Consider the following 25,671-nt stretch of genomic DNA (forward strand, 5'->3'; position numbering starts at 1 on the left):
CCACCAGGCACACCCAGATCCAATGTATTGTCGTGGTTTCGGATTTGTTAATACACGAAAGGCCCGTCCGGCCCGGCCGGCACGGCCGGTCCGGACGCCACTCCCGTCGGCCTGGCGGACGGCCTCCCCGGAGCCGACGGCGTACGGGAGTTGCGCTCGGTGTGGGTCGGACCGATGGCGCGAGGCAGGGGCGTCGCCGACCGCCTGCTGGAGGAGGTCGAGCGCTGGGCCCGCGCATCCGGTGGCAGCACGCTGCGCCTCGCGGTGCTCCCCGGCAACGAACCCGCGATCACGCTCTACCGCCGGCACGGCTTCACCGTGCTCGCCGAGCCCGGCGGGCCGCTCGCCGACAGGGTCGCCCGGGAGCTCGTGATGGCGAAGCCGCTGCGCTGACGGTTGCAGCTGACGGCCGGGCGGGCCGGACGGGCCGGTCACCCGCCGATCCACCCCGCCACCCGCTCGACGGCCGCGAAAGCACCGAAAGCGAGCAGCCGCGTCAGCTCCCCGTTGCCGGCCGCGGGCCGAACGGCGCGCCAGGCGGCCACGTCGGCCTCCGTGAGCCGGTACGGCGCGAGGACGGCGGCCTCGGCTGACCCGAGCGGCCTTCACGAGCCAGCGGCCGTCACGAGTCAGCGGCCTTCATGAGCCCGGCGCTCGTCATGCGCCCGGCCCCGCCGTCCGCGACGTGACGGCGGGGCCCGTGTCACCGGGGGGAGTGGCTGGGGCCCCACCGTCGTGCTGCCGTCCGGCGGCTCACATGTGGGTGCCGCCGTCGATGCGCAGCTCGGTGCCGGTGACGAACGCGCCGTCGTCGGAGGCCAGCATCGCGATCACCCCGGCCACCGTCTCCGGACCCGCGAAGCCCTGGCCGAGGGCCGGGGCGAGCTTGGCGAGCAGGCTGAAGTCGGCGTCGGCGGGCAGCCCCGGGTTGTGGGTCATGCCGCTGTCGATGCTGCCCGGCGCGACGCAGACCGCACGCAGGCCCTGCTTCGCGTACTCGGAGGCGATGGCGTGGGTGAAGGACTGGATGCCGCCCTTGGTCGCGGCGTACGCGGCCATGTAGGGGTGGGCGAAGCTCGCCGAGGTGGAGCTGAAGTTGACCACCACGCCCCTGCCGCCCGCGAGCAGCGCGGGGAGCGCCTCGCGGGTCATCAGGAAGGTGCCGGTCAGGTTGACCGCGAGGAGCTTGTTCCAGAACTCCAGGCTGGTCTCGTGGGTGTGCGAGGAGCGGAGGATGCCGGCCGCGTTGACCAGGGCGTCCAGTCCGCCGAGGTCCGTGATCGCCGCCGCGACGCCGGTGACGACGGCCGCCTCGTCCGAGATGTCCAGGACCTGGATGGCCAGGCGGTCTGCGGTGCCGTCGACGGTCGCGCGGTCCAGGGTCGTCTTCAGGCCGTCCTCGTCGACGTCGACGGCGACGACCTTCCCTCCCTCGGCGAGGATCCGGTGCACGGTCGCCTGGCCGATGCCAGAGCCGCCGCCGGTGATCAGGACGTTCCGTCCGCTGAAGCGCTCCATGGTGGTACTCCGTTCGTTCGTGGCCTCTCGACCTCAAGAGGCACGGTACGCCTTTATGACATGACGTGCCAATAAGTCCTCTGAGTGTCACTTCGGCGCACCACGCCACAGTGGCACCGCCCCGCGTACGCTGACCCTGTGACCGGACGCCCCACCCTGAACCAGCGCCGCCGCGACGCCACCCGGCTGGACATCGCCCGCACCGCCGCCGCGCTCTTCGCCGAGCGCGGGGCCGAGGCGACCACCGCCGAGGAGATCGCCCTCGCGGCGGGCATCTCGCTGCGCACCTTCTACCGGTACTTCTCCGTCAAGGAGGACGCCGTCGCGCCACTGCTGGCGGCCGGCGGGCGCCGCTGGGTCGACCAGCTCGCCGAGGCCCCGGCCGATCTGCCGCTGCGCGAGGCGCTGGAGCGCTCGGCGGTCGCCTCGCTGACCCCGCCCGACGGCGAGGCGGTCGAGGCGATGGAGTGGACTCGAAGCCTGCTGCGTGACCCGCGCCTCGACGGCACGTGGCAGCGCGTCCACGCCGACTCCGAGGAGCGGCTGCGGACGGTCCTCGCGGCCCGCTGTCCGGGTGGCGCCGACCCGCTGGAGATCCGACTGGCCGCCGCTGCGGCGACGGCCGCGATCCGGGTCGCGCTGGAGGAATGGGCTGCCTCGGACGCGCCCACGGTCGGCCCGGGCTCCCCGCGGGAGCTCGGCGCGCGCTGCATGCGCGAACTCACGGCGGGGCTGCGGCTCTACGGGCGGGAGGGCTGAGCCCGTCAGGCCGCGAACAGATAACAGATAACAGCTGACAGATTTCGTTATCTGTTATCTGTCGGCTGTCATCTGTCACCCGTTCCTCCTCCCAGGCCCCGTTAGGGTGGGTGATCGCGCGCCCCGGCGGGGGAACCGGGGTGACCACCTCGGATGTCCTGGACGGAGGGGGCGGGGAGTTCGAGGCGTGGGAGCAAGTAGGACATGGGTCTGACGAGCCACAAGGTGTTGGCGCTGGCCGTATTGATCGCCGTCGTGATGACGGCCGGCACGGTCTGGCTGTGGCCAAGACTCGCCAAGCAGACCTGGCAGGCGGTGCTCGGTCGGATCGGCGCACTGCTCGCCACCCAGCTCGCGGTGCTGGCCGCGCTCGGCCTGGTGGCGAACAACTACTTCGCCTTCTACAGCAGTTGGGGCGACCTGCTGGGCACCGGTGACACCGGCCCGGTGGTGATCCACAACAAGGCGGACGCGTCCGGCCGGCTGCTCGTGGAGACGATCGGCCACGCCTCCGTCAAGGGCGGCGGCGCGATGGGTCGCGAGCCCAGCCAGTCCGGCGAGATCCGCAAGGTGCGGATCGACGGCGCGGCCAGCCGGCTGTCCACCGAGGGGTACGTCTTCCTGCCGCCGCAGTACTTCCAACCGGAGTACGCACAGCGGCAGTTCCCGGCGGTGATCGTCAGCACCGGCTTCCCCGGGATCGCCGAGAACCTGATCACCCGGTTCAACTACCCGGGCGCAGCGCTCAAGTTGCTCCAGGACGGCAAGATGCAGCCGACCGTCATGGTGCTGATGCGCCCCTCGCCGGCCCTGCCGCAGGACACCGAGTGCGAGGACATCCCGGGCGGCGCGCAGTCCGACACGTACTTCACCAAGGACGTCCCCTCAGCGATCCAGGCGAGCTTCCGGGTTTCCTCCGACCCGCAGGCCTGGGCCTTCATGGGTAACTCGACCGGCGGCTACTGCGCCCTCAAGCTGGCCATGCGCCACCCGGACGTCTTTCCGACCGCCGTCGCGCTCTCCGCCTACTACGACGCCGCCGACGACCCGACCACGGGCGACCTGTTCGGCGGCAGCAAGCAGCGTCGTGACGAGGCCAACCTGATGTGGCGGTTGAAGAACCTGCCGCAGCCCAAGGTGTCCGTGCTGCTGGCCGGCACCAAGAAGGGCGACGGCGACTACCGGCACGACACCGAGGCCTTCGTCGACGCCGCGCAGTCCCCGATGAAGGTCTCCTACAGCATGCTGGAGAACGGCGGCCACAACTTCGAGACCTGGAGCGCGCTGCTGCCGTCCTCGCTGGAGTGGCTGTCCCAGCACCTCAAGGTCCCGAACCAGACCGCCTGAGCAGACCGTCTGAGCGGACCGTCTGAGCAGGCCGTCTGCTCAGGCGGCTTGAGCGAGCCGACGGACAGCGAGGGGCGCGGGAGCGGCGAGGCTCAGGCCACCCGCTCCAGCGTCCCGGTGTGCAGCTCGCCGACGCGGCCGCCCTCGCCCTCGTACGTCCAGAAGGCGCGCACCGTCAGCCGGCCGAGGTCCATCACGTGGCTGACGGTGATCCCGCTCTCCTCGGTCCAGCTGATGAAGTAGATCTCCGGCGCCACCTCGGCGACGTGCAGCCGCACGTCCTCCCACTGGCCCGCCGACTCGCCGAGGCCCTCCCAGCGCAGCCGCCTGCCGTCGGCCGAGTAGGTGTTGCGGAAGGCCGCTCCGTTGTCGGCCCGGAAGAGGTAGGTGCGGCCGGCGAAGGCGGGCAGGGGCGCGGTCATGGTGGGGCGGTACCTCGTTCCTGTGAGGCCGTGCACGGCGGTCTTGTGCACTGCGGAAGATGTCGGAGCTCCAATTTATCCGACCCGGTGAGCCGGGTGGGCGCACCCGTGGGCGGTGCGCCACGGCACCGGCCGCCACCGCGCAGGCCTGCGGGGTGTGCGACCGGCACCTGGGCGCCCGCCGACGGCCGGTCCTACCGTCCACCCCTATGAGACGCACCCCCATTCCCGTGCGGCACACCCCCACCGCCATCAGACGCACCCCTGCCGGGCTGTCCGCCCTCCTGCTCACCCTCGCCGCGCTGCTCCTCGGCACCCCCACCCCCGCCGAGGCCGACGCCGCCCAGGCCGCCCCCGCCCGGACCGCCACTGCCCAGACCGTGGCCCAGGCGGCCACCGCCCCGCTCACCCTCGAAGCCGCCTTCCCCGCCCCCGGCAACGGCTGGGCCAAGGTCGAGCGCTACCTCGACACCACCCCCGGCTTCCGCGCCGAGCAGTACCCGGCCGACGGGCGTGGCGACCAGGACGGCGCCCGCCGGACGTACTTCGGCGGCACCGGCCAGCCCTCCTCCAGCCGCTTCCTGCTGTACTCGGCGACCGGCTGGGACACCGGCAGCCGCCCGACTCCCGTGCTGCTGGTCCACGGCGCCAACGACAACGCCGACCGCGCCTGGGCGAACCCGGGGGAGAGCGGCACCTGCGGTGCCTCCGCCTGCCCGTCCACCGGCCTCGCCCAGTACCTCGCCGGCACCGGCCACCGGGTGTTCGCCATCGGTTTCGCCCACAAGCAGGGCGACAACCTGCTCCAGGCGCAGGCTGTCGGCGACGCCGTCTCGCTGATCCGGGCCCGCCTCGGCGTCCCCCAGGTGGACGTGGTGGCGTGGAGCAAGGGCGAGGTCGCCGCCCGGGCGTACGTGTCCTCGGTGCGCCCGTCCTGGGGGCGGGCCTACGCGGGCGACGTGCGCCGCCTGATCACCCTCGGCGGCCCGAACGGCGGGCTCGACTACGTGTACGCGCACGGCTGGTCGTTCGACCTCGCGAGCTGGCCGGCCTGCGGCGGCACCGCCAACGCGCCGTCCCCGCACCTGTACATGACCTGCTACGGCACGTACACCGCGCAACCCTGCCTCGGCGTGCTGCCCACCGGCGGCTACGACTGCTACCCGGGCCAGCGCCAGCTGCTCGCCCGCTGGGACGGCCGGTACGGGGTGGACGGTACCGCCCAGGACTGGTGGACCACCTACTACGGCGGCCAGGGCTTCTACACCTCCGGCCAGGGCATCCAGGCGGCGATCGACGCCGGTTCGCTGATCGCGCCGCTGCAACAGGCGGGCGTCCCGGCGTCGGTGCGCACCTACCTGCTCGCGGGCGGGTCCGCCGACATCCCGGGCGTGCTCAACGAGAACAGGGGGCCCAGCGACGGCATCGTGTTCACCGCGAGCGCGCTGGACACCACCGGCATCGCGACGATCGGCGGCACCCGGCTGCTCACCGGCCTCAACCACCTGGAACTCGCCTGGGCGCCGGAGGCCGAGAGCCAGGTCGACAACTGGCTCGCTTGACCCGTGGGCCCGTGGACCCGTGGACCCGTGGACAACGGGGAGGTCGACTCCTTCGAGTACCACCCCGACAACCCGAACCTGCTGGAGCCGACCAACCACGTCAGCCCCGGCAACCCCGGGTACTACACCGACGCGAGCGCCAAGGTGTTCTCGGACGGCAAGGGCGTCGGCGCCAACTGGTCGGCGTACCTGATCCTCAACCTGCCGGTCGGCGCGGGGAAGTACCACCCGGCGCCGCAGGGCACCGCCCGGATCACCTTCGCCGCCGACTACGTCCGCGTGTACCGGTAGGGCCTTCGGGTCTTTCGGGTCAGGAACCGGGAGCCGTCTCGACCACCGTGATGTCGAACGGCTGCCGGTTGTTCCCCTCGTCCGGGTCGTCCACGTCGCGCACCGCGACCGAGCCGCCGGTGAGCCTGCCGATCGGCAGGTCAGGGGACAACCTCACCGGCACCAGTGCGGTCGCGCTGCGCAGCGGGGGCAGTCCGGCTGGGAAGACACAGCGCACCTGTCGGCCGTTGAGCCGCACCTCGCAGTCCTCCGGGTAGTACGGGCCCTCGGGGGTGACCCCGGGTGGCAGCGTCACCAGCACGGTGAACGGTGCGGCGGTGGTGTCCGGGCCGCGGTTGGCGATGAAGGCGTGGATGGTGGTGGTGCCGCCGGGCGGGGCGGCGTCCGGGTCGAGCCGGACCACCTCCAGATCGGAGCGGGACGCCGCGGGGGCTGCCGTATCCACCGCCGGCCGGGGCTCGGGCCGCCGCAGCGCCCAGGACGGGCCGGCGGCCAGCGTCGCCACCGAACAGCCGGCCGCCACGGCCGCGACCAGCGAGGCCGCGCGGAATCCGCAGAGCCTGCCGCCCTGCCCGCGCCCGCCCTGGTTGGACTCGCCCCGCGCTGCCGAACGCCTGTACGTCATCGTCGTCCACCCTGTCCCTGTGCTCCGGCCGCCCGCGCCGTTGCGGGCCGCGTCCGCACCAGGGTGGCGGAGCCTGCGCCGGGGCCCGGTGCAACCCGCTCGGCGTCCGCTCGAACGGGGGAACACGCGCACGGGAAGTCGGCGGGACCGACTTCCCGTGCGTGAAACGGGTGCTGACGACAGGTCAGGGGGCGAGGACCTGCCCCAGCCGGGTCGCGATGTGGTGCATCACCGGCACCAGCGAGGACGCGCCGGTCTGCTCCTCCAGGGCCCGGATGCGGGCCTCCGGGCCGGACACCGACAGGGCGGTGGGCGTCGGTGCGCCCGGTACGGCGAGCGCGATGCAGCGGACGCCGATCTCCTGCTCCTGGTCGTCGACCACGTAGCCGCGCTCGCGCGCCTCGGCGAGCTGGTGCAGCAGTTCCTGCGGATCGGTGACGGTGTACTCGGTGTGTGCGGGCAGCGGGTTGGGGCCCAGGATGGCGCGCGCCTCGTCCTCGGGGAGCTGGGCGAGCAGCGCTTTGCCGACGCCCGTGCAGTGCGGCTGCACCCGTCGGCCGACCTCGGTGAACATCCGCATCGAGCGCCGCGACTGCACCTGCCCGACGTACACCACCTCGCCGCCCTCCAGCACCGCCAGGTTGGCGGTCTCGCCGGTGGCCTCCATGAGTTCGGCCAAGTAGGGGCGGGCCCAGCTGCCGAGCAGCCGGCCGGCCGTCTCGCCGAGGCGGATCAGCCGCGGGCCGAGGGTGTAGCGACGCGCGGTGTCCTGGCGTACATAGCCCTGCTGGACGAGGGTACGAACCAGGCGGTGGATGGTCGGCATCGGCAGGCCGGAGCTGGCGGAGAGCTCGCTGAGGGTGGCCACGCCGCCGGAGTCGGCCAGCGCCTCCAGGAGTTGGAAGGCGCGCTCGACGGACTGCACACCGCCGGTCGCGCGGTCCGTGCTGGTCGTCGGTGCTGTGTCGGGGGTCGAAACCACCGGCGTTCCCTTCGCTGTCGGGGAGGAGTAGAGTCCCGGCGATCACATCAACAAACCGTTGAAATTCTGTATCGCGGAAACTAGTCTCCACCTTACAGAATCGAACTCGCCGACAGGCGGGTTCCGATCAAGGAAGTTCCCACCGGAGCTCCCTCCGCCAGGCTCAACCGCTTAGGAGTGTCCTGCCCATGGCTACAGAACAGGGACCCGTCGGCGCCTCCCCCGCTGCTCCGGTCGTCACTGTCGCCGGTCCGCGCGTTCACCGGGCGGAGGAGGTGCTCACTCCGGAGGCGGTCGCCTTCGTCGTCGGCCTCCATCGCGCTTTCGAAGGGCGCCGACAGGAGCTCCTGGCCGGGCGGAAGGCCCGCCGGGCGGAGATCGCCAGGGCTGGCACGCTGGACTTCCTCCCCGACACCGCCGACGTCCGGGCCGGCGACTGGAAGGTCGCCGAGGCGCCCCGCGCCCTCCAGGACCGCCGGGTCGAGATCACCGGCCCCACCGACCGCAAGATGGTCATCAACGCCCTCAACTCCGGTGCGCGGATCTGGCTCGCCGACTTCGAGGACGCCACCTCCCCGACCTGGGAGAACGTGGTCAGCGGCCAGATCAACCTGATCGACGCCTTCGAGGGCCGGATCGACTTCACCACCCCCGCCGGAAAGGCGTACGCCCTCAAGCCCGCCGCCGAACTCGCCACCGTCGTGGTCCGCCCGCGCGGCTGGCACCTGGACGAGAACCACCTGCTCGTCGACGGCACCCCGGTCGCCGGAGCCTTCCTCGACTTCGGCCTGTACTTCTTCCACAACGCCGCCCGGCTGCTCGCCAAGGGCGCCGAGGACCCCAACTCCGGCCCGTACTTCTACCTGCCGAAGACCGAGAGCCACCTCGAAGCCCGGCTCTGGAACGACGTGTTCACCCACGCCCAGGCCGCGCTCGGCATCCCGCACGGCACCGTCCGCGCCACCGTGCTGATCGAGACCATCACCGCCGCGTTCGAGATGGACGAGATCCTCTACGAGCTGCGCGACCACGCGGCCGGCCTCAACGCCGGGCGCTGGGACTACCTGTTCTCGATCGTCAAGAACTTCCGCGACGCCGGCGAGCAGTACATCCTGCCGGACCGCAACAGCGTCACCATGGCCTCGCCGTTCATGGCCGCCTACACCCGCCTGCTGGTGCAGACCTGCCACAAGCGCGGTGCCCACGCGATCGGCGGCATGGCCGCGTTCATCCCCAGCCGCAGGGACCCGGAGGTCAACGCCGCCGCCCTGGAGAAGGTCAAGGCGGACAAGGACCGCGAGGCCGGCAACGGCTTCGACGGCTCCTGGGTCGCCCACCCGGACCTGGTGCCGGTCGCCCGTGCCTCCTTCGACGCGGTGCTCGGCGAGCGCCCCCACCAGAAGGACGACCCCGGGCCCTCCGAGCCGGTCACCGCGACCCAGCTGCTCGACATCGCCGGCGCCGGCGGCACCTGCACCCGCGCGGGGCTGCACAACGCCGTCCAGGTCGGCATCCGCTACATCGAGGCCTGGCTGCGCGGCCTCGGCGCGGTCGGCATCTTCAACATGATGGAGGACGCCGCCACCGCCGAGATCTCCCGCTCGCAGATCTGGCAGTGGATCCACAACGGCGTCGTCCTGTCCGACACCGGCGAGAAGGCCACCGCGGACCTCGTCCGCGCCCTGGTCGCCGCGGAGTTGGCCGAACTCCTGGCCGAGCTGGGTGCGGACGCCTACGCCGGCGGCCGCTGGCGCGAGGCCGCCCAGCTCTTCGAACAGGTCGCCCTGGCTGAGGAGTTCGCGGACTTCCTGACCCTCCCCGCGCTTCCCCTGCTGGGCTGAGCCCCAATCTATCCGCCGGCGCCGCCGCTGCCGCCTGCCAGGCTGTAGCAGTCCCGCCAGCCCATTGCTCCGTTCCGTACGGCGACGATTCCACCTGTCCTCTCGTCGCCGTGCGGAACGGCCTTTTCCCGGTACCCGGTAAGGAGTTCAACCGTGCCCCGCATCTTCTTCAACGGCCAGGCCATGGTCGGCGGACCGTTCCACGCCAAGGTCGCCGACTCGCTGATCGGCCCGGCCCGGACGGCCCCCGGTTACCGCTTCTTCTCGATCGACGACGTCTGCCCGGGCCTGCTCGCCGATCCGGCGGTCGACACGGCCATCGAGGGCGAGCTCTACGAGATCACCCTGGAGCACCTGCGTGACGTCATCCTCCCCGGCGAGCCGCGGGAGTTGGAGCTCGGCGTCATCGAGCTCGACGACGGCTCCGCCTGCCTGTCGATGCTGCTCGCCCGGGGTGAGGTGGAGCGGGGGGTGCACCGCGAGATCACCCACCACGGCGGCTGGCGCGCCTACCTCGGCTCGCTCGGGCGCACCGCCTGAGACCGGGCGCGTAGCAGCGGACGGATCACAGCAAGCGAATCACGGCGAACGGATCACGGCGAACAGATTTCAGCGAACAGATAACAGATGACAACTTTCGTCATCTGTTATCTGTTCGCTGTTATCCGTCACTCGTCACCCACCCCCGGGCACGCCGCAGCCCCGGACCCTCGCCGTGGGTCCGGGGCTGCGGTCCGCGCGCCGGCCGGGAAGGCCGGGTTGCGGAGTCCGGGTCACGCACCGTCCCTGGGCGGCCCGGAGTTCAGGGGTGGAGGAGCAGCAGCGGGGCGTCAGAGCGGCCGGGCGGCGAGCTCCTTGGCGGCACGGGCGCAGGCGCGGGCGATCCGGTCCTCGTTGACGGTGGTCAGCTGGCCCTTCTCGACGACGGCGTTGCCGTTGACGAACAGCACGGCCAGCGGCGGCAGGGCGCCGAAGGTGAGGGCGGCGACCGGGTCGGCGATGGAGGAGTGCAGGACGCCGTCGATCTTCCACAGCGCCAGGTCGGCGAGCTTGCCGACCTCGATCGAGCCGATCTCGTCCTGGCGGCCGAGCACCCGGGCGCCGCCCATGGTGCCCAGCCGCAGCGCCTGGCGGCCGGTGAGGGCGGCCGGGGAGCCGTGCAGACGGTTGATCAGCAGGGCGTTGCGCAGCTCGGTGCCGAGTTCGCCGGACTCGTTGGAGGCGGTGCCGTCGACACCGAGGCCGACCGGGACTCCGGCCCTGAGCATGTCGGGGACGCGGGCGATCCCGGCGGCCAGCCGGGCGTTGGAGGAGGGGCAGTGGGCCACGCCGGTGCCGGTCTCGGCGAACTTGGCGATGTCGGAGTCGTTCATGTGGACGCAGTGCGCCATCCAGACGTCCTCGCCGAGCCAGCCGACGGACTCGAAGTAGTCGGTCGGGCCCATGCCGAACAGTTCCTTGCAGAACTGCTCCTCCTCGGCGGTCTCCGAGCCGTGGGTGTGCAGCCGGACGCCCTTGCGGCGGGCGAGTTCGGCGGACCGGCGGAGCAGGTCGGTGGAGACCGAGAACGGCGAGCAGGGCGCGATGGCGATGTGCAGCATCGAGCCGAAGGAGGAGTCGTGGTAGGTGTCCACGGCGGCCTCGGAGGCGGTGAGGATGTCGTCGAGCTCCTCGACCGCGTGGTCCGGCGGGAGGCCGCCGTCCTTCTTGCTGCGGTCCATGGAGCCGCGCAGCGCGGTGAACCGCAGGCCGAGCTCCTGGACGGCCTCGATGGAGGCGCCGAGGACGTCGCCGCCGTCCTTGGGGAAGACGTAGTGGTGGTCGGAGGCGGTGGTGCAGCCGGACTTGAGGAGGGCGGCGGCGGAGCCCTGGCTGGCGGCGTGGACGAGTTTCTCGTCGATCCGGGCCCAGGTCGGGTAGAGGGCGACGAGCCAGTCGAAGAGGATGTCGTCCTGGGCGAGGCCGCGGGTGATCCACTGGTAGAAGTGGTGGTGGGTGTTGACCAGGCCGGGGGTGATCAGGTGGCCCTCGCCGTTGATCCGGCGCACCACGTTGTCCAGCCATTGCGGGGCGGGTCCGTCGCCGACCGACTCGATCGTGTTGCCGAGGATGACCACGTGGCCGCAGGCGTACTCGGTGTCGTGGGCGTCGACGGTGGCGATCGCGACGTTCTCGATGACGATCCGCTGGTCGGCGGGTGGGGGCTGGACTGCCATGGTGTGACTCCTATGGGGGAGGGCCGGGAGGGGCGTGCGCCGCGCGGCGTGCACCCCTCCCGGGTCGGTCAGGACGGTGTCGCCGTCGGCACCGTCGCGCCGGAGGCCTGGCCGGTTCTGGTCCGGCGGGCGGCTCCGACGTGGTGGAAGAGCAGGTTGAGCAGGACGGCCATCACGCAGCCGGCCGAGATCCCGGAGTGCATCAGGGTCCGGACGGCCTCCGGGAAGGAGTCGTAGAAGGTCGGCACCGCGATGGGGATGATGCCGACGCCGAGTGACACGGACACCAGGATGGTGTTCGAGCTGGATTCCATCCCAGCCTCCGCGAGGGTGCGGATGCCACTCGCCGCGACGGTGCCGAAGAGCACGATCCCGGCGCCGCCCAGGACGGGCTGCGGTACCAGGGAGACGAGCGATCCGAGCACGGGGAAGAGCCCGAGCAGGATCAGGATGCCGCCGCCGGCCGCGACCACGAAGCGGCTGCGGATCTTGGTCAGCGCCACCAGCCCGATGTTCTGGGCGAAGGCACTGGCGGCGAAGCCGTTGAAGACGGGGCTGAGCGCGGTGGCCAGTCCGTCGGCCCGCAGGCCGGCGGCGAGCGTGGGTTCGTCGGCCTCGCGCTCGACGATCTTGCCCAGGGCGAGCATGTCGGCGGTGGACTCGGTCATGGCGACCACCATGACGATGCACATCGAGACGATCGCGGCGGCGTCGAAGACGGGCGCGCCGAAGTGGAACGGGGAGGGGAGCGCGAAGACCTTCGCGTCCTTGACCGCGCCGAAGTCGGCCAGGCCCAGCGGGAAGGCGATCAGGGTGCCGAGCGCCAGGCCGATGAGCAACGAGAGCTGCTGCCAGAAGCCGCGCAGCAGCCGGTTGCAGAGCACCACCGCGACGAGGGTGATCGCGGCGAGCCCGACGGCCCGCATGGAGCCGTATCCGGGGGCGCCCGGCGAGCCGCCGCGCGCCCAGTTGACCGCCACCGGAAGCAGGGACACCCCGATGAGGGTGATCACGGTGCCCTGGACGACCGGGGGGAAGAACCGGATGAGCTTGCAGAAGTACGGTGCCGCGAGGAAGCACAGGATCCCCGCGACGATCACCGCTCCGAAGATCACCGGGAGGGCGTCCTTCGGGCCCCCCGTTCTTTCGATGGAGCCCTTGGCTATGGCGATCATGGGCGCGACTCCCGCGAAGGAGACGCCGTTGACGAACGGCAGTCGCGCGCCGATCTTCCAGATGCCGAGGGTCTGGAGCAGGGTGGCCAGTCCGGCGGTGAACAGGCTGGCCGATATGAGCAGGGCGAGTTCGGCGGGGGAGAGCCCGACGCCGGCGCCGACGATGAGCGGGGGTGCGACGACTCCCGCGTACATCGCGGCGACGTGCTGGAGTCCGGTGGAGAAGAGCTTCACCGGGGGCAGCAACTCGTCCACGGGGTGGGTTCCGGGCCCGGACGGCTCACCGGGGAGGTGTGCCGACGTGCCGTCCGGGCCAGGGGTTCTTTCCGGGGTGGAACCGCCGTCTTTACTGCTGGTGTCGCTGGGTGCCATGTCGAGCCCCTCTTGTGCCCGTGACTCCCGGCGCGCCCGCGGCGCTGGAGCTGCCCCGAGGGCGGGACGGCGGTGCAGGAGTCCCTCGGGGCGCTTCTCCAGTGCCCCGGGCCGGCCGCCGCGAGGCAGACACGAACTCCGGTGGGTGGGGGTGGAGAAACTGGTGGAACGGGTGGCGCTGGTGGGGCAGATCATGCTGGTGGGGCTGGTGGGGCTGGTGGGGCTGGTGGGGCTGGTGGGGCTGGTGGGGCTGGTGGTGCGGGTACTGCGGCCCGCCCGGACGCGGCCGGCGTTCGGGGGCCGGCGGGTGCGGCGATTCCGGGCGGTGTCCATGGGGGTGGGGTGGGGCGGTCAGGCGACGGGGATGACCGGGACGACGCCCTCGCGGTGCACGGTGCCCTCGATGAGGCCGTACATCCGGTCGGCGGCGTAGTAGACCTCGTTGTCGTTCTTGAGGCCGAAGGGCTCCAGGTCGACGAGGAAGTGGTGCTTGTTGGGCAGCTCCAGGCGGACTTCGTCGACCTCGGCGCGGTTGTTGAGGACCCGGGTGCCCATCGAGTGCAGGGTCTGCTGCAGCGAGTAGGAGTAGGTCTCGGCGAAGGCCTCCAGCAGGTGCCGCCGCACGTGGGTGTAGGAGCGGTTCCAGTTGGGCTGGGCCTGGTCGTCCCGGCCGTCGTAGCCGTACTTCCAGCGAGCAGTGACCTGGGTGGCGAGGATGCGGTCGTACGCCTCTTGCAGGGTGGTGTACTTGTCCTTGATGTAGCCCCAGAACTCCGAGTTGGTGGAGTTCATGACGATGAGGTCCTTGAGGCCGGAGACGACCTGGACGGTCTCGCCGTCGTAGACGATCTCGGTGGTGCGGGTCTCCTGGCCGTTGCGGACGAAGGAGTGGCCGACCTCCTCCGAGCCGATGAAGCGGGCCGAGTTGTCCGGCGTCTTGATCCGGTCCCAGGCGTACTCCTCGATCCGGATCCGGGCGCTGTGCACGACGCCGCGCTCGGTGTCGTCGACGAAGTGGCGGGCCAGGATGATGCCGAAGGCCTCGGCCGACTCGATCCCGTGCTCCTTGGCGAAGGCGTACACGGTGTTCTTGGTGGTGTCGGTGGGGAGGCAGTTGGCGTTCGACCCGGTGAGGTGGACGTCCTCGAACTCGCCCCGGAGGGAGACCGAGACGTTCAGGTCCTTGATCTCGTGCCGGGTGGAGTCGCGGTAGACCCGCACGATGCGGTTCTCCGCCTTGCCGTACTGGTTCTGACCGAGCACGTGGGCCATGACGTGGCTCCTAGGGCTTCCAGGTCGGTCTACTAGCTTCCGCGGTAGACCGAGTATCCGAACGGGTTGAGCAGCAGCGGCACGTGGTAGTGGTGCTGCGCGGGCGCGACCGTGAAGACGATCGAGACCTCGGGGAAGAACGGCGGCTCCGCGGACTTGAGCGCGTGGTAGGCGCGGGTGTCGAAGAGCAGCCGGACGACCGAGCCCGCCTCCACGGCCGGCAGGTCCTTGGCCCGGCCGTCGGAGTCCGTGGCGGAGGTGCCGAGCACCTGCCAGCCACCCTCGGTGTGCAGTGCGAGCTCGACCGGGACGCCCTCGGCCGGGCGGCCGAGGCTGGTGTCGAGCACGTGGGTGGAGATGCCAGTCATGGGTGAAGTGACCTTACTGATGGCAGAGGTGATCATTCGTCAGCAGATTCTAACGATCCGTCAGGATCTGTCAGGGTTCGCCAGGGCCCGTCAGGATGCGTCGAGCAGGCGATTGAGCCGAATGTCGTTGATCTTGCGCAGTTCGCCCCGGACGATCTCCGCCTCGGTGGCGGCGTCGTTGGGGTGGCGCTCGCGCAGGGCGGCGAGCATGGTGGCCGCGGTGCGGCCGGTCGCGCAGATCAGGAACACGTGGCCGAACTTGGCCTCGTAGGCGGCGTTGGCCTCGTGCAGTTCGTCGAGGAGGGCTCGGTCCGCGCCCTGGATGCCGGCCTGCTCCCGCTGCGAGCTGGCGTCGCCGGTCTTGGGCTTGCCGATCCGGGCGTGGCCGGCCATCGCGTCGTGCAGGTCGGCGACCGTCAGTCCGGCCATGGCCGCCGCGTTGGCGGTGAGCAGGGACTCCCGGTCGGGCCAGGGCCTGGCCCGCGCGACGTCGGCGGCCCAGTGGGGGCTGGAGCAGACCTCCAGCAGAACGGCTTCCAGGTCCGCGGCGTCGGCCGCGGCCAAGGCGTCAAGGGTGTGGGGGTGGTTGGTCACGGGTGGACCTCCTGAAGAGTGGTGCCACCCGCACAAGCTAGATCCACCCCACCCGGCCGTCAACACTTTGTTGAACGGTTGGTGGTTACGTTTTGAACCGGCCGCCGTTGCCGGCGCGATTCGTGTGCGATTCGCCAAGTGCGCCCCTCCGGGGGCTGGTTCGGGCTGGCCGCGCCGGCGGGGTCCGCCCGTCCGGAAGGTTTCCGCCAGGGGGAAGCCCTGGAGGAATCGACCGGGGGATCGACCGGGGAACCGACCGGGGGATCGACCGGGGTCAGGAGGGCTTTGAGCCGTCCTGGCGGTTGAGGTAGTTGTACACCGTGAACCGGCTGACGCCGAGTGCCGAGGCGACCGTCTCGACCCCGTGGCGGACGGTGAAGGCGCCGCGCTCCTCCAGGAGGGCGACGACCCGCTGCTTCTCCCCGCGATCCAGCTCGGCCAGCGGGCGGCCGTCGAACTGGCGGGCCATCTCGGCCAGCAGCCGGTCCAGGGCACTGCTCAGGTGCGGCAGCCGGACGGCGAGCGCCGGGGCGCCCTCCCACTCCAGGACGACGTCCTCGGACTTCGCCTCGTCCAGTCGGACGGGCGTCGCGCCGACGGCGTCCAGCAGCGGCTTGATCGCCAGGGCGAGCGGGTGTTCCACGTGCTCGGTCACGGCGTACCGCCCTCCTCGCCGAGCACGCTGACCTGGACCGAGATCCGGGTCGCGCCCGCGGTCAGGGTTTCCCGGAGCAGCTTGGTCACCGCGGCGAGCACCTGGTCGGCCTCGCCCTCGGCGCCGGTCCCGAAGGGGCCGACCGAGACGGCCAGGCCAGCCTCGTCGACGACCTGGCGGGCCGCCGCGGCGTGCTCGGGGAACGTGTCCAGTTCGAACGGTTCTGTCGTGAACTCCACCATCAATCGCACGTGCTCACTGTAGCGAGCGCCGGTGCGGGCGGGCAGGGGCCGGTCGATCCGACGGCCGCGGTGCCGGCGGGAGGGGGTTTCCGGGTTCGCGTCCAGGCTTCTTCAACAAAATGTTGCGACGGTCTTGACACCTGCTCGCCGAGCCGGAGATGCTTCCACCAAGCAGAATCCCTCTTCCGGATCGTGGAAGTTGCGGATCTCGGAAGAGAGTGAGAGGTGAGTGACGTGACGGCCGCTTCCCGGCACAGCTTCACGGTCAACCTGTCGATCCTGTTCGGCGAACTGCCGCTGCTGGAGCGTCCCGCCGCGGCCGCCGCCGCCGGTTTCACCGCCGCCGAGCTGTGGTGGCCCTTCGGCGCCGAGCCCACCCCGTCCGAAGCCGAGCTGGACACCCTCCGCAAGGCCTTCGGCGACGCGGGCGTGCGGCTCACCGGCCTCAACTTCCTGGACGACCTCACCCTCGGGGCCCGCGGCACCGTCTCGGTGCCCTCCGAGAAGGACCGCTTCCGGGCCAACGTCCCGGTCGCCGCGGGGCTCGCCGCCTCGCTCGGCGCCAAGGCGCTCAACGCGCTGTACGGCAACCGGATCGAAGGCGTCGAGGCCGCCGAGCAGGACGCCCTCGCGCTGGAGAACCTGGTGCTCGCCGCCGGGGCCGCGTACGAGATCGGTGCGATCCTGCTGATCGAGGCCCTCAACACGGCGGAGTCCCCGGACTACCCGCTGGTCTCCGCGGCCGCCGCGGTCGAGGTGGTCGACAAGGTCAACGCCGCCACCGGCCTGGGCAACGCGAAGTTCCTCTGCGACCTGTACCACCTGGCCAGGAACGGCGAGGACCTGCCGGCCGTCATCGACGCCTACGCCGACCGGTTCGGCCACGTGCAGATCGCCGACAACCCGGGCCGCAACGAGCCCGGCACCGGCGGGCTGGACTTCGAGGACCTCTTCGCCCGGCTCACCGCCGCCGGCTACACCGGCCCGATCGGCCTGGAGTACCGGCCCTCCACCGGCGTCAGCGCCGACAGCTTCGGGTGGCTGCCGCGCGAGCACCGCGCCGCCGAGTAGCCGCCGAGTAGGCGCCGAGTAGGCGGGCACCGCCGCCGCGTGAGCGGGCACGGCACCGCTGCGTAGGCGGGCCGCACGCCGCCGAGCAAGCCCGGCCCACCATCCCCCCACCCCACGAACGACGTAAGGAACGACGCGATGAGCCGCAAGATCGCCTTCATCGGCCTCGGCATCATGGGCAGCCCGATGGCCGCCAACCTGGTCAAGGCCGGCCACCACGTCACCGGCTACAACCTCACCCAGCCGCAGATCGACGCCCTGGTCGCGGCCGGCGGCCACGGCGCCACCAGCATCGCGGACGCGGTGAAGGACGCCGAGGTCGTCATCACCATGGTTCCGGCGGACCCGCACGTCGAGCAGGCCGTCCTGGGCGAGGGCGGCGTGCTGGAGAACGTCAGGCCCGGCACCCTCGTGATCGACATGTCCTCGATCACCCCGCAGACCTCTCAGAAGGTCGAGGCGGCCGCCAAGGAGAAGGGCGTGCGCACCCTGGACGCCCCGGTCTCCGGTGGCGAGGCCGGTGCCGTCGAGGCGGTGCTGTCGATCATGGTCGGCGGTGCCGCCGAGGACTTCGCCGAGGCCAAGCCGCTGTTCGACGTCCTGGGCACCACGGTCATCCACGTCGGCCCGTCCGGCGCCGGCCAGACCGTCAAGGCCGCCAACCAGCTGATCGTCGCCGTCAACATCCAGGTGCTCGCCGAGGCCGTGGTGTTCCTGGAGAACGCCGGCGTCGACCTGCCCGCCGCGCTGGACGTGCTCGGTGGCGGCCTGGCCGGTTCGACCGTGCTGAACCGCAAGAAGGCGAACATGGTCGGCCGCGAGTTCGCCCCCGGCTTCCGGATCGACCTGCACCACAAGGACATGGGCATCGTCACCGACGCCGCCCGCGCCGTGGGCGCCGCGCTGCCGGTCGGCGCCGTGGTGGCCCAGTTGGTCGCCTCCGCCCGCGCCAACGGCGACGGCTCGCTCGACCACTCGGCGCTGCTGCGCGGCGTCGAGCGCCTCTCGGGCCGCGAGGTCAAGTAGGCCCCGGGGCTCCTCGGGCCTTCGTGAACTCCTCCTGGTGGCGTGTACCTCATCCGGTCGTGCCCGCGCCACCAGGAGGCCAGACCCGACCGGCGGCCGGGACCGGGGCTCATCCGCCCGCCCGCCGGTCGATCCAGCCGGTGATGCGTACCTCCCCTGTCGGGGGCACTTCGGTCGTGCCGGTACGCCTCGCCTGGCCCCCTCCCCGTTGAGGGGAGCCTCTCGTACGTCGGAAGCGGGACGAGGGGAACGGCGGGGAGGGGGTCGCACCTCCCGACGGGAGTCGCACCCTCCCGGCGGGAGGCGTATCTCCTGACCGGGGGCGTATCTCCCGAGTCTCCCGAGCGGGGACGTTTCTCCTGACGGGGGGTCGCACCCCAGGTGCACCCGGGCCCATGCTTGGCACAGGCTGTCGAAACATCGCCAGACCCCGTACGGAAGTGAGGACCGCACCATGCCCGTCACCCCCCACCAGGGCCATGTGGTCGTAGCTCCCGACAAGTTCAAGGGCACCCTGGAGGGCGCCGAGGTCGCCGCCCGGATCGCCGCCGGCGTCCGGCGCGCCGCGCCCGGCGTCGAGGTGCGCGAACTGCCCGTCGCCGACGGCGGCGAGGGCACCCTGGCCGCCGCGCTCGCGGCCGGCTTCACCCGCGTCCCGGCCAAGGTGGCCGGCCCGACCGGCCTGCCGGTGGACGCCGCGCTGGCCGTGCGGGAGGACACCGCCGTGGTCGAGCTGGCGCAGTCCTCCGGTCTCGCCCGGCTCCCCGGCGGCCGCACCGCCCCGCTCGCGGCCGGTTCCTACGGCGTCGGCCAGCTGATCGGCCGGGCCGTGGCGCTCGGCGCCAAGCGGATCGTGCTCGGCCTCGGCGGCAGCGCCTGCACCGACGGCGGCGCGGGCATGGTCCAGGCCCTCGGGGTCCGCCTGCTCGACGCCGAGGGCGCCGAACTGCCCCCCGGCGGAGCCGCGTTGCGCAGGCTCGACCGGATCGAGCCCGGCCCGCTGGCCGACGTGCTGGCCGGCGTCGAGATCGTCGTGGCCTGCGACGTGGACAACCCGCTGCTCGGCCCGCGCGGCGCCACCGCCGTCTACGGCCCGCAGAAGGGCGCCGACGGCGACGACCTGGTGATCCTGGAGGAGGGCCTGACCCGCTTCGCCGACCAGGTCGCCCTGGCCACCGGACGGGACGTGCGCGACGCCCCCGGCGCCGGGGCCGCCGGCGGGGTGGGCTTCGCCGCCCTCGCGCTGCTCGGCGCCACCATGCGACCCGGTATCGAGCTGCTGCTCGAACTGCTGGGTTTCGACGAGGCCGTGCGTGGGGCACGCCTCGTCGTGACCGGCGAGGGCTGTCTGGACGCGCAGACGCTCCACGGCAAGGCCCCCGCCGGCGTTGCCGCGGCGGCCGCCCGGGCGGGGGTTCGGGTAGCTGCCGTGGCGGGGCGGCTGGAGCTGTCCGAGCCCGAGTGGCGGGCGGCCGGGTTCACCGCCGCGATCGCCCTCACCGACCTCGCCGAGCAGCCGGGGGACAGCATGACCAAGGCCGGCGAGCTGGCCGAGGTCGCGGGGGAGCGGCTGGCGGGCGAGCTGTTGTCCGGCTGATCCCTCGGGCCGATCCGCCGTACCCGGTCCCGCATGCCGATCGGTCGGGCGGGTCCCGCATGCCGATGCGGCGTGCGGATCCCCCGTACGTTTCCCTCGTACGTTCCTCCATTGACGTTTTGTTGAAGGCGGGCCTAGGCTCCCGGCAATCCTTCGCTTCCCCGCCCGGTTCCCCTTCCGGCTCCCGCCCGGTTCGCGCCCGGTTCCTGCCCGGCGCTCACCCCCAACTTCCAGGTTTCGGAGGTCTCCCATGCCTTTCAGCCAGCCAGCGGTGATCCGCTCCCGACGGGTGGTCCTGCCCGACGGTGAGCGCCCCGCCGACGTGCTGATCCGGGACGGGAAGATCGAGCAGGTCGCCGCGTACGGCTCGCTCCTCGCGGGCGACCGACCCGACGGCGACGGCGGCCTCGCCGACCTCGGCGACACCGCCCTGCTGCCCGGCCTGGTCGACACCCACGTGCACGTCAACGAACCCGGCCGCACCGAGTGGGAGGGCTTCGCCACCGCCACCCGGGCCGCCGCGGCCGGCGGCGTCACCACGATCATCGACATGCCGCTCAACTCCGTCCCGCCCACCACCACGCTGGACGGCCTGGCCGCCAAGCGGAAGGCCGCGGACGGCCAGGCCTGGGTCGACCTCGGTTTCTGGGGCGGCGCCGTCCCCGGCAACGTCCCGGACCTCGCGCCGCTGCACGAGGCCGGCGTGTTCGGCTTCAAGAGCTTCCTCGCCCCCTCCGGCGTCGACGAGTTCCCGCACGTCGAGGCCGCGGACCTGGAGGCCGCGCTGGCCGAGCAGGCCCGGCTCGGGGCGCTGGCGATCATCCACGCCGAGGACCCGGCCGTGCTGGCCGCCGCCCCGCAGCAACCCGGCGTCCACTACCGCGACTTCCTCGCCTCCCGCCCCGCCGACGCGGAGACCGCCGCCGTCGCCGTCCTGCTCGACACCGCCCGGCGCACCGGCGCCCGCGTCCACATCCTGCACGTCTCCTCCGCCGCCGTGCTGCCGCTGCTGCGCCAGGCCCGCGAGGACGGCGTCCAGGTCACCGCCGAGACCTGCCCGCACTACCTGACCCTGGCGGCCGAGCAGGTGCCGGACGGCGACACCGCCTTCAAGTGCTGCCCGCCGATCCGCGACGAGACCAACCGCGACCTGCTCTGGCAGGCCCTGGCGGACGGCGAGTTCATCGCCGTCGTCTCCGACCACTCGCCCTCCACCCCCGACCTCAAGCTGCTGCCCGAGTACGGCGGCAGCGGTGACTTCGCGGCCGCCTGGGGCGGCATCGCCTCCCTGCAACTGGGCCTGCCGGCGATCTGGACCGAGGCCCGCCGCCGCGGCCACGGCCTCGCCGACGTGGTCCGCTGGATGTCCGCCGGACCGGCCGAACTCGCCGGCCTCACCGGGCTCAAGGGCGCCATCGCGGCGGGCTGCGACGCCGACCTGGTCGCCTTCGACCCCGACGGCGAATTCGCCGTCCACCCCCGCGAGTTGCACCACCGCAACCCCGTGACCCCGTACGCGGGCCGGACGCTGACCGGCGCGGTCCGCACCACCTGGCTGCGCGGCCGCGCGGTGGACGTCTCGGCCGAGCCCTTCGGCCGCCCGCTCACCCGGCCCGCCGCCGCCCCCACCACCCCGTCCGATCGCCCGTCCTGAGGAGACTTCGTGACCACTGCCGACACCCCGAGCGCTCCCTTCACCGAGCTGGTCAACCTGGCCTCGCGGCTGCTCGGCGCGGGCGTCGTCGCCACCAACGAGGACACCTTCGCCGACGCCGAGAACCTCCTGGTCGCCAAGCCCGCCGAGTTCCGCCCGCACACCTTCGGCCACAAGGGCCAGATCATGGACGGCTGGGAGTCCAAGCGCCGCCGCGGCGTCTCCGCCGACCAGCCCCACCCCACCGACCAGGACCACGACTGGGCGATCGTCCGGCTCGGCGCCGGCGGTGTGGTCCGCGGCCTGGTCGTGGACACCGCCCACTTCACCGGCAACTACCCGGAGAGCGCCTCCGTCGAGGCCGCCTCCGTGCCTGGCCACCCCTCGCCCGAGGAAGTCGCGGACGCCGAGTGGATCACGCTGGTGCCGCGCACCCCGCTCCAGGGCGACACCGCCCACGAGTTCGCCGTCGAGGACGCCAACCGCTACACCCACATCCGCCTCAACATCTTCCCGGACGGCGGCGTCGCCCGGCTGCGCGTCCACGGCGAGGTGCTGCCCGACCCGCGCGAACTGGACGGCCTCACCTTCGACCTGGCCGCCCAGGAGTACGGCGGCGTGGCCGAGGCGGCGTCCGACCGCTACTTCTCCTCCCCGCACAACCTGAACGCTCCCGGCCGCGCCTCCGTCATGGGCGAGGGCTGGGAGACCCGGCGTCGGCGCGACAAGGCCAACGACTGGGTGCAGATCGCCCTGGCCGGGGGCGGTGAGGCCCTGGCCGCCGAGGTGGACACCACCCACTTCGTCGCCAATGCCCCCGGCTGGGCCGACCTCGTCGGCTTCGACGCCTCGACCGGGGCGGACCCGGCCGACGGCGAATGGTTCGAGATCCTGCCCCGCACCCGCCTGCAGCCCGACACCCGGCACCGCTTCCGGCTCGACGCCGGCCGCCCGGTGACGCACGTGCGCATCAACGTCCACCCGGACGGCGGCCTCGCCCGCCTCCGGCTCACCGGCCGCCTCACCGAGGCCGGCCGCGCGGCCCTCGCGCTGCGCTGGTTCAACGCCGTCCCGGCCGCCGAGGCCGCCGCGGCCCTCACCGAGGCCGGCCTGACCGCCGACGAGGCCGCCGCGCTGACCGCCGCCCGCCCGCTGGCGGACCAGGCCGCGGCCGCCGGCGCCGTCGCCGCGCTCCGGCCCGCCGACGGACCCGACGGCGAGCACTCCTCCCGCCGCCGCTCGGCGGTGTGGCGCCTGCTGGGCGCCTGACGCCCGTTCGGCGATCCGGCGCCCGTTCGGCGATCAGGCGGAGCCCTGCGCGCGCCGAGAAACTGACGACACGTCACATCACTCTCCACGCACTGCTTTTATCGACACCTGAAGGACCCTCCATGTCCAAGATCCTGACCACGGAGTCCGGCGCCCCGGTCGCCGACAACCAGAACTCGGCCTCGGCCGGCGAGTACGGCCCGCTGCTGATCCAGGACCAGCAGCTGCTGGAGAAGCTGGCCCGCTTCAACCGCGAGCGCATCCCGGAGCGCGTCGTGCACGCCCGCGGCTCCGGTGCGTACGGCTACTTCGAGGTCACCGACGAGGTGTCGCAGTACACCCGCGCGGACTTCCTCGCCGAGGTCGGCAAGCGCACCGAGGTCTTCCTGCGATTCTCCACCGTGGCCGGCAACCTGGGCTCCAGCGACGCGGTGCGCGACCCGCGCGGCTTCGCGCTGAAGTTCTACACCGCGCAGGGCAATTACGACCTGGTCGGCAACAACACCCCGGTGTTCTTCATCAAGGACCCGCTCAAGTTCCCCGACTTCATCCACTCGCAGAAGCGCGACCCGTACACCGGCGTGCAGGAGGCGGACAACGTCTGGGACTTCTGGGCCCACTCGCCCGCCTCGACCCACCAGATCACCTGGCTGTTCGGCGACCGCGGCATCCCGGCCTCCTACCGCCACATGAACGGCTACGGCTCGCACACCTACCAGTGGGTCAGCGCCGAGGGCGACGCCTACTGGGTCAAGTACCACTTCAAGACCAACCAGGGCATCCGCTCGCTGGACGGCGACCAGTCCGCCGAGGTGCTCGGTGCCGACGCCGACTCGCACCAGCGCGACCTGCACCAGGCCATCGAGCGCGGCGTGTTCCCGTCCTGGACCCTCTACGTCCAGCTGATGCCGGTGGCCGAGGCCGCGGACTACCGCTTCAACCCGTTCGACCTCACCAAGGTGTGGCCGCACGCCGACTACCCGCTGGTCAAGGTCGGCCGCCTGGTGCTCAACAGGAACCCGGAGAACGTCTTCGCCGACGTCGAGCAGTCCGCGTTCTCGCCGAACAACTTCGTGCCCGGCATCGGCCCCTCCCCGGACAAGATGCTCCAAGGCCGCCTGTTCGCCTACGCCGACGCCCAGCGCTACCGCCTCGGCGTCAACCACACCCAGCTGCCGGTGAACGCCCCGCGCGCCACCGAGGCGGACAACTACGGCCGCGACGGCCTCCACGCCGTCAACAAGTCCGGCCGCGGCAAGAACTACGAGCCCAACTCGTACGACGGCCCCGCCCAGACCGACACCGCGCTCGCCGCGCCGGTCCGGCTGGACGGCTACACGGGCACCTACACCACGCCGGCCCACACCAAGGACGACGACTTCTTCCAGGCCGGCGAACTGTACCGGCTGATGTCCGCGGGCGAGAGGACCCGGCTGATCGACAACATCGCGGGCTTCCTCGCCCAGGTGAGCCGCGACGACGTGGTCGAGAAGAACCTCGCCCACTTCCACGCCGCGGACGAGGAGTACGGCGCTCGCCTGGAGGCGGCCGTCGCCAAGCTGCGGGCGGGCGACGAGGGCTGAGCCGCCTCGCTATGGCGCGCCTCGCGCAACGAGGGCTGGGCCACCCCGCCGTGGCGCGCCTCGCGTGACGCCCCGCTGACCGACTGACCCGCCCCCACCGGCCGCCGGGGCCCCGCAACCCGGCGGCCGCGGGACGGGCTCCTCCCCCCGGGGCAGTGGGGGAGGGGTCCGTCGTGCTGTCCTCCACTACCGTTCCTCCAGGCGATCGGTGGGTGCTCCACGGAATGTTCACGGATATTCACGGACGGCAGTCGCCGGGCCCGCCGGGTCGATAGGCTGGAGGGCGCCCGCGGTCGCTCCGTGGGGGGACATCGGAAGGGGACGACATGTCGACACCAGCCCCGGGTCGCCACGCCGCGCTGGACCAGGGCCTCGCCGGCCCGTTCACCTCCCTGCAGCACGCCCTCAGACTGCTGGAGGCCGTCGACCGGCACCCTGACGGTGCCACCCTGGTCGCCCTCGCGCGGGAGACCTCGCTCGGCCTGCCGACCGTCCGGCAGCTCGCCGAGATCCTGGAGATCGAGGGCTACCTCCAGTGCCAGGACGGCGGTTGGGTGCTCGGCGGCACCTTCGCCCTGCTCGGCCAGCACAACCGGGAGCAGCTGGTGAAGGCCCGGCTGAACCGCAAACTCGCCGAGCTGCGCGACGAGTTGGGTGCGGCCGTGTACTTCACCCGCTACCACGACGGCGAGTTGTCGGTGGAGGCGGTGTCCGCGGCCGAGTACGCTCCGGCCGTGCAGGAGTGGGTGGACTTCCGGGCCACCGCGCACGCCAGCGCGATCGGCAAGTGCCTGCTCGGCCAGCTCGACGCGGACGCCCGCTGGGACCACCTCTCCCGCCACCCGGTGGCCCGGCTCACCTCCCGGACCGTCACCGACGCCGACCAGCTGATGCACCGGCTGGAGCGGCAGCCGGCCACCGTGCCGGTGCTGGACATCCAGGAGTACGCGCTCGGCACGGTGTGCGCGGCCGTCCCGATCACGGCGGGCAGCACGGTCGGCTGCCTGGCCACGTCGATGCCGGTGGACAACGTGCACAAGCTGAAGGCCGCCGCCGAACTGCTGGCGGCCCGGGCGGCGCCGCTGATGCTGGCGATGGCGGTCTGACGGCCGGTCGCTCCCGTGGGCCCCCCGGCGGCGGCGGGTGTTCGGCGGGGGCGCGCGGGTTTTTCGCGGGCGGGGGGGGGAGAAGAAAAGAAAGAGCGTTGGGGTGGGGAGAATAAGGCGGGCG

At 72.2% G+C, this 25,671-nt stretch carries 24 protein-coding genes and 1 pseudogene; 14 read left to right on the forward strand and 11 right to left on the reverse strand.

Annotated features, from left to right (window positions below; genetic code table 11):
- Nucleotides 1-105: 105 nt before the first annotated feature.
- Nucleotides 106-393, forward strand: a pseudogene (locus ACFV6I_RS05715) (GNAT family N-acetyltransferase); the annotation flags it as partial.
- A gap of 360 nt (nt 394-753) precedes the next feature.
- Here the strand turns inward: ACFV6I_RS05715 and ACFV6I_RS05720 are convergent.
- Nucleotides 754-1,518, reverse strand: coding sequence for an SDR family NAD(P)-dependent oxidoreductase (locus tag ACFV6I_RS05720; RefSeq protein ID WP_063349995.1), 765 nt, complete (start codon nt 1,516-1,518; stop codon nt 754-756).
- 138 nt (nt 1,519-1,656) lie between these two features.
- Here ACFV6I_RS05720 and ACFV6I_RS05725 point away from each other — a divergent pair, with 138 nt between their 5' ends.
- Nucleotides 1,657-2,277, forward strand: a complete 621-nt coding sequence (locus ACFV6I_RS05725; RefSeq protein ID WP_380423659.1) for a TetR family transcriptional regulator — start codon at nt 1,657-1,659, stop codon at nt 2,275-2,277.
- 204 nt (nt 2,278-2,481) lie between these two features.
- On the forward strand, nt 2,482-3,624 hold the full coding sequence (locus ACFV6I_RS05730; protein WP_063349997.1) for an esterase family protein: 1,143 nt from the start codon (nt 2,482-2,484) through the stop codon (nt 3,622-3,624).
- Nucleotides 3,625-3,716: 92 nt separating this feature from the next.
- Here the strand turns inward: ACFV6I_RS05730 and ACFV6I_RS05735 are convergent, their stop codons facing one another.
- The gene (locus tag ACFV6I_RS05735) at nt 3,717-4,046 is read right to left on the reverse strand and encodes a MoaF N-terminal domain-containing protein (protein ID WP_063349998.1); all 330 of its coding nucleotides are present in this window, start codon (nt 4,044-4,046) and stop codon (nt 3,717-3,719) included.
- A 209-nt stretch (nt 4,047-4,255) separates the two neighbouring features.
- Here ACFV6I_RS05735 and ACFV6I_RS05740 point away from each other — a divergent pair, with 209 nt between their 5' ends.
- Both ACFV6I_RS05740 and ACFV6I_RS05745 read left to right on the forward strand, forming a co-directional pair.
- Nucleotides 4,256-5,608 carry an esterase/lipase family protein gene (locus tag ACFV6I_RS05740; protein WP_380423660.1) on the forward strand — a complete coding sequence of 451 codons (1,353 nt, stop codon included), beginning with the start codon at nt 4,256-4,258 and terminating at the stop codon, nt 5,606-5,608.
- A gap of 27 nt (nt 5,609-5,635) precedes the next feature.
- On the forward strand, nt 5,636-5,899 hold the full coding sequence (locus tag ACFV6I_RS05745; protein WP_380423661.1) for a hypothetical protein: 264 nt from the start codon (nt 5,636-5,638) through the stop codon (nt 5,897-5,899).
- 19 nt (nt 5,900-5,918) lie between these two features.
- Here ACFV6I_RS05745 and ACFV6I_RS05750 read toward each other — a convergent pair whose 3' ends face one another.
- Nucleotides 5,919-6,524 carry a hypothetical protein gene (locus ACFV6I_RS05750; RefSeq protein WP_380423662.1) on the reverse strand — a complete coding sequence of 202 codons (606 nt, stop codon included), beginning with the start codon at nt 6,522-6,524 and terminating at the stop codon, nt 5,919-5,921.
- A gap of 184 nt (nt 6,525-6,708) precedes the next feature.
- Complete coding sequence (locus tag ACFV6I_RS05755; RefSeq protein ID WP_079136010.1) at nt 6,709-7,506, reverse strand: IclR family transcriptional regulator; 798 nt, start codon at nt 7,504-7,506, stop codon at nt 6,709-6,711.
- Nucleotides 7,507-7,694: 188 nt separating this feature from the next.
- Between ACFV6I_RS05755 and aceB the strand changes: the two genes are divergently transcribed.
- Nucleotides 7,695-9,347 carry a malate synthase A gene (aceB, locus tag ACFV6I_RS05760; RefSeq protein WP_380423663.1) on the forward strand — a complete coding sequence of 551 codons (1,653 nt, stop codon included), beginning with the start codon at nt 7,695-7,697 and terminating at the stop codon, nt 9,345-9,347.
- Nucleotides 9,348-9,500: 153 nt separating this feature from the next.
- Complete coding sequence (locus ACFV6I_RS05765) at nt 9,501-9,887, forward strand: gamma-glutamylcyclotransferase (RefSeq protein WP_079136011.1); 387 nt, start codon at nt 9,501-9,503, stop codon at nt 9,885-9,887.
- 290 nt (nt 9,888-10,177) lie between these two features.
- Here the strand turns inward: ACFV6I_RS05765 and ACFV6I_RS05770 are convergent, their stop codons facing one another.
- The 7 genes from ACFV6I_RS05770 to ACFV6I_RS05800 all read right to left on the reverse strand — a co-directional run bounded on the left by ACFV6I_RS05770 (nt 10,178) and on the right by ACFV6I_RS05800 (nt 16,241).
- Nucleotides 10,178-11,563 (reverse strand): 8-oxoguanine deaminase, encoded by a 1,386-nt coding sequence (locus tag ACFV6I_RS05770; protein ID WP_380423664.1) that lies wholly within the window; start codon nt 11,561-11,563, stop codon nt 10,178-10,180.
- Between the two features lie 68 nt (nt 11,564-11,631).
- Complete coding sequence (locus tag ACFV6I_RS05775) at nt 11,632-13,110, reverse strand: nucleobase:cation symporter-2 family protein (protein WP_079136012.1); 1,479 nt, start codon at nt 13,108-13,110, stop codon at nt 11,632-11,634.
- Nucleotides 13,111-13,461: 351 nt separating this feature from the next.
- Complete coding sequence (pucL, locus tag ACFV6I_RS05780; protein WP_063350004.1) at nt 13,462-14,382, reverse strand: factor-independent urate hydroxylase; 921 nt, start codon at nt 14,380-14,382, stop codon at nt 13,462-13,464.
- 32 nt (nt 14,383-14,414) lie between these two features.
- Nucleotides 14,415-14,750, reverse strand: a complete 336-nt coding sequence (gene uraH / locus ACFV6I_RS05785; protein ID WP_063350005.1) for a hydroxyisourate hydrolase — start codon at nt 14,748-14,750, stop codon at nt 14,415-14,417.
- Nucleotides 14,751-14,840: 90 nt separating this feature from the next.
- Nucleotides 14,841-15,344: a 2-oxo-4-hydroxy-4-carboxy-5-ureidoimidazoline decarboxylase gene (gene uraD / locus ACFV6I_RS05790; RefSeq protein ID WP_380423665.1), complete on the reverse strand. Its 504-nt coding sequence runs from the start codon at nt 15,342-15,344 to the stop codon at nt 14,841-14,843.
- A 274-nt stretch (nt 15,345-15,618) separates the two neighbouring features.
- Nucleotides 15,619-15,999: a helix-turn-helix domain-containing protein gene (locus ACFV6I_RS05795; protein ID WP_063350007.1), complete on the reverse strand. Its 381-nt coding sequence runs from the start codon at nt 15,997-15,999 to the stop codon at nt 15,619-15,621.
- Complete coding sequence (locus ACFV6I_RS05800) at nt 15,996-16,241, reverse strand: thiamine-binding protein (protein WP_079136014.1); 246 nt, start codon at nt 16,239-16,241, stop codon at nt 15,996-15,998. The genes ACFV6I_RS05795 and ACFV6I_RS05800 overlap by 4 nt, the downstream gene beginning before the upstream one ends.
- 234 nt (nt 16,242-16,475) lie before the next feature.
- Between ACFV6I_RS05800 and ACFV6I_RS05805 the strand changes: the two genes are divergently transcribed.
- From ACFV6I_RS05805 to ACFV6I_RS05835, 7 genes are all read left to right on the forward strand, one after another.
- Nucleotides 16,476-17,312, forward strand: coding sequence for a TIM barrel protein (locus ACFV6I_RS05805; protein WP_380423666.1), 837 nt, complete (start codon nt 16,476-16,478; stop codon nt 17,310-17,312).
- Between the two features lie 138 nt (nt 17,313-17,450).
- The gene (locus ACFV6I_RS05810; protein ID WP_063350009.1) at nt 17,451-18,338 is read left to right on the forward strand and encodes a 2-hydroxy-3-oxopropionate reductase; all 888 of its coding nucleotides are present in this window, start codon (nt 17,451-17,453) and stop codon (nt 18,336-18,338) included.
- 454 nt (nt 18,339-18,792) lie between these two features.
- Complete coding sequence (locus tag ACFV6I_RS05815) at nt 18,793-19,935, forward strand: glycerate kinase (RefSeq protein ID WP_380423667.1); 1,143 nt, start codon at nt 18,793-18,795, stop codon at nt 19,933-19,935.
- 250 nt (nt 19,936-20,185) lie between these two features.
- On the forward strand, nt 20,186-21,589 hold the full coding sequence (allB, locus tag ACFV6I_RS05820) for an allantoinase AllB (RefSeq protein ID WP_380423668.1): 1,404 nt from the start codon (nt 20,186-20,188) through the stop codon (nt 21,587-21,589).
- A 9-nt stretch (nt 21,590-21,598) separates the two neighbouring features.
- A complete protein-coding gene (gene alc / locus ACFV6I_RS05825) occupies nt 21,599-22,858 on the forward strand; it encodes an allantoicase (protein WP_380423669.1) in 1,260 nt (419 codons plus the stop codon).
- Nucleotides 22,859-22,980: 122 nt separating this feature from the next.
- Nucleotides 22,981-24,441 carry a catalase gene (locus tag ACFV6I_RS05830; RefSeq protein WP_063350012.1) on the forward strand — a complete coding sequence of 487 codons (1,461 nt, stop codon included), beginning with the start codon at nt 22,981-22,983 and terminating at the stop codon, nt 24,439-24,441.
- A gap of 326 nt (nt 24,442-24,767) precedes the next feature.
- Nucleotides 24,768-25,547 carry an IclR family transcriptional regulator gene (locus ACFV6I_RS05835; RefSeq protein ID WP_063350013.1) on the forward strand — a complete coding sequence of 260 codons (780 nt, stop codon included), beginning with the start codon at nt 24,768-24,770 and terminating at the stop codon, nt 25,545-25,547.
- Nucleotides 25,548-25,671: the final 124 nt, after the last annotated feature.

The sequence above is a fragment of the Kitasatospora sp. NPDC059803 genome (assembly GCF_042732255.1).
In the GTDB taxonomy this organism is placed as follows: domain Bacteria; phylum Actinomycetota; class Actinomycetes; order Streptomycetales; family Streptomycetaceae; genus Kitasatospora.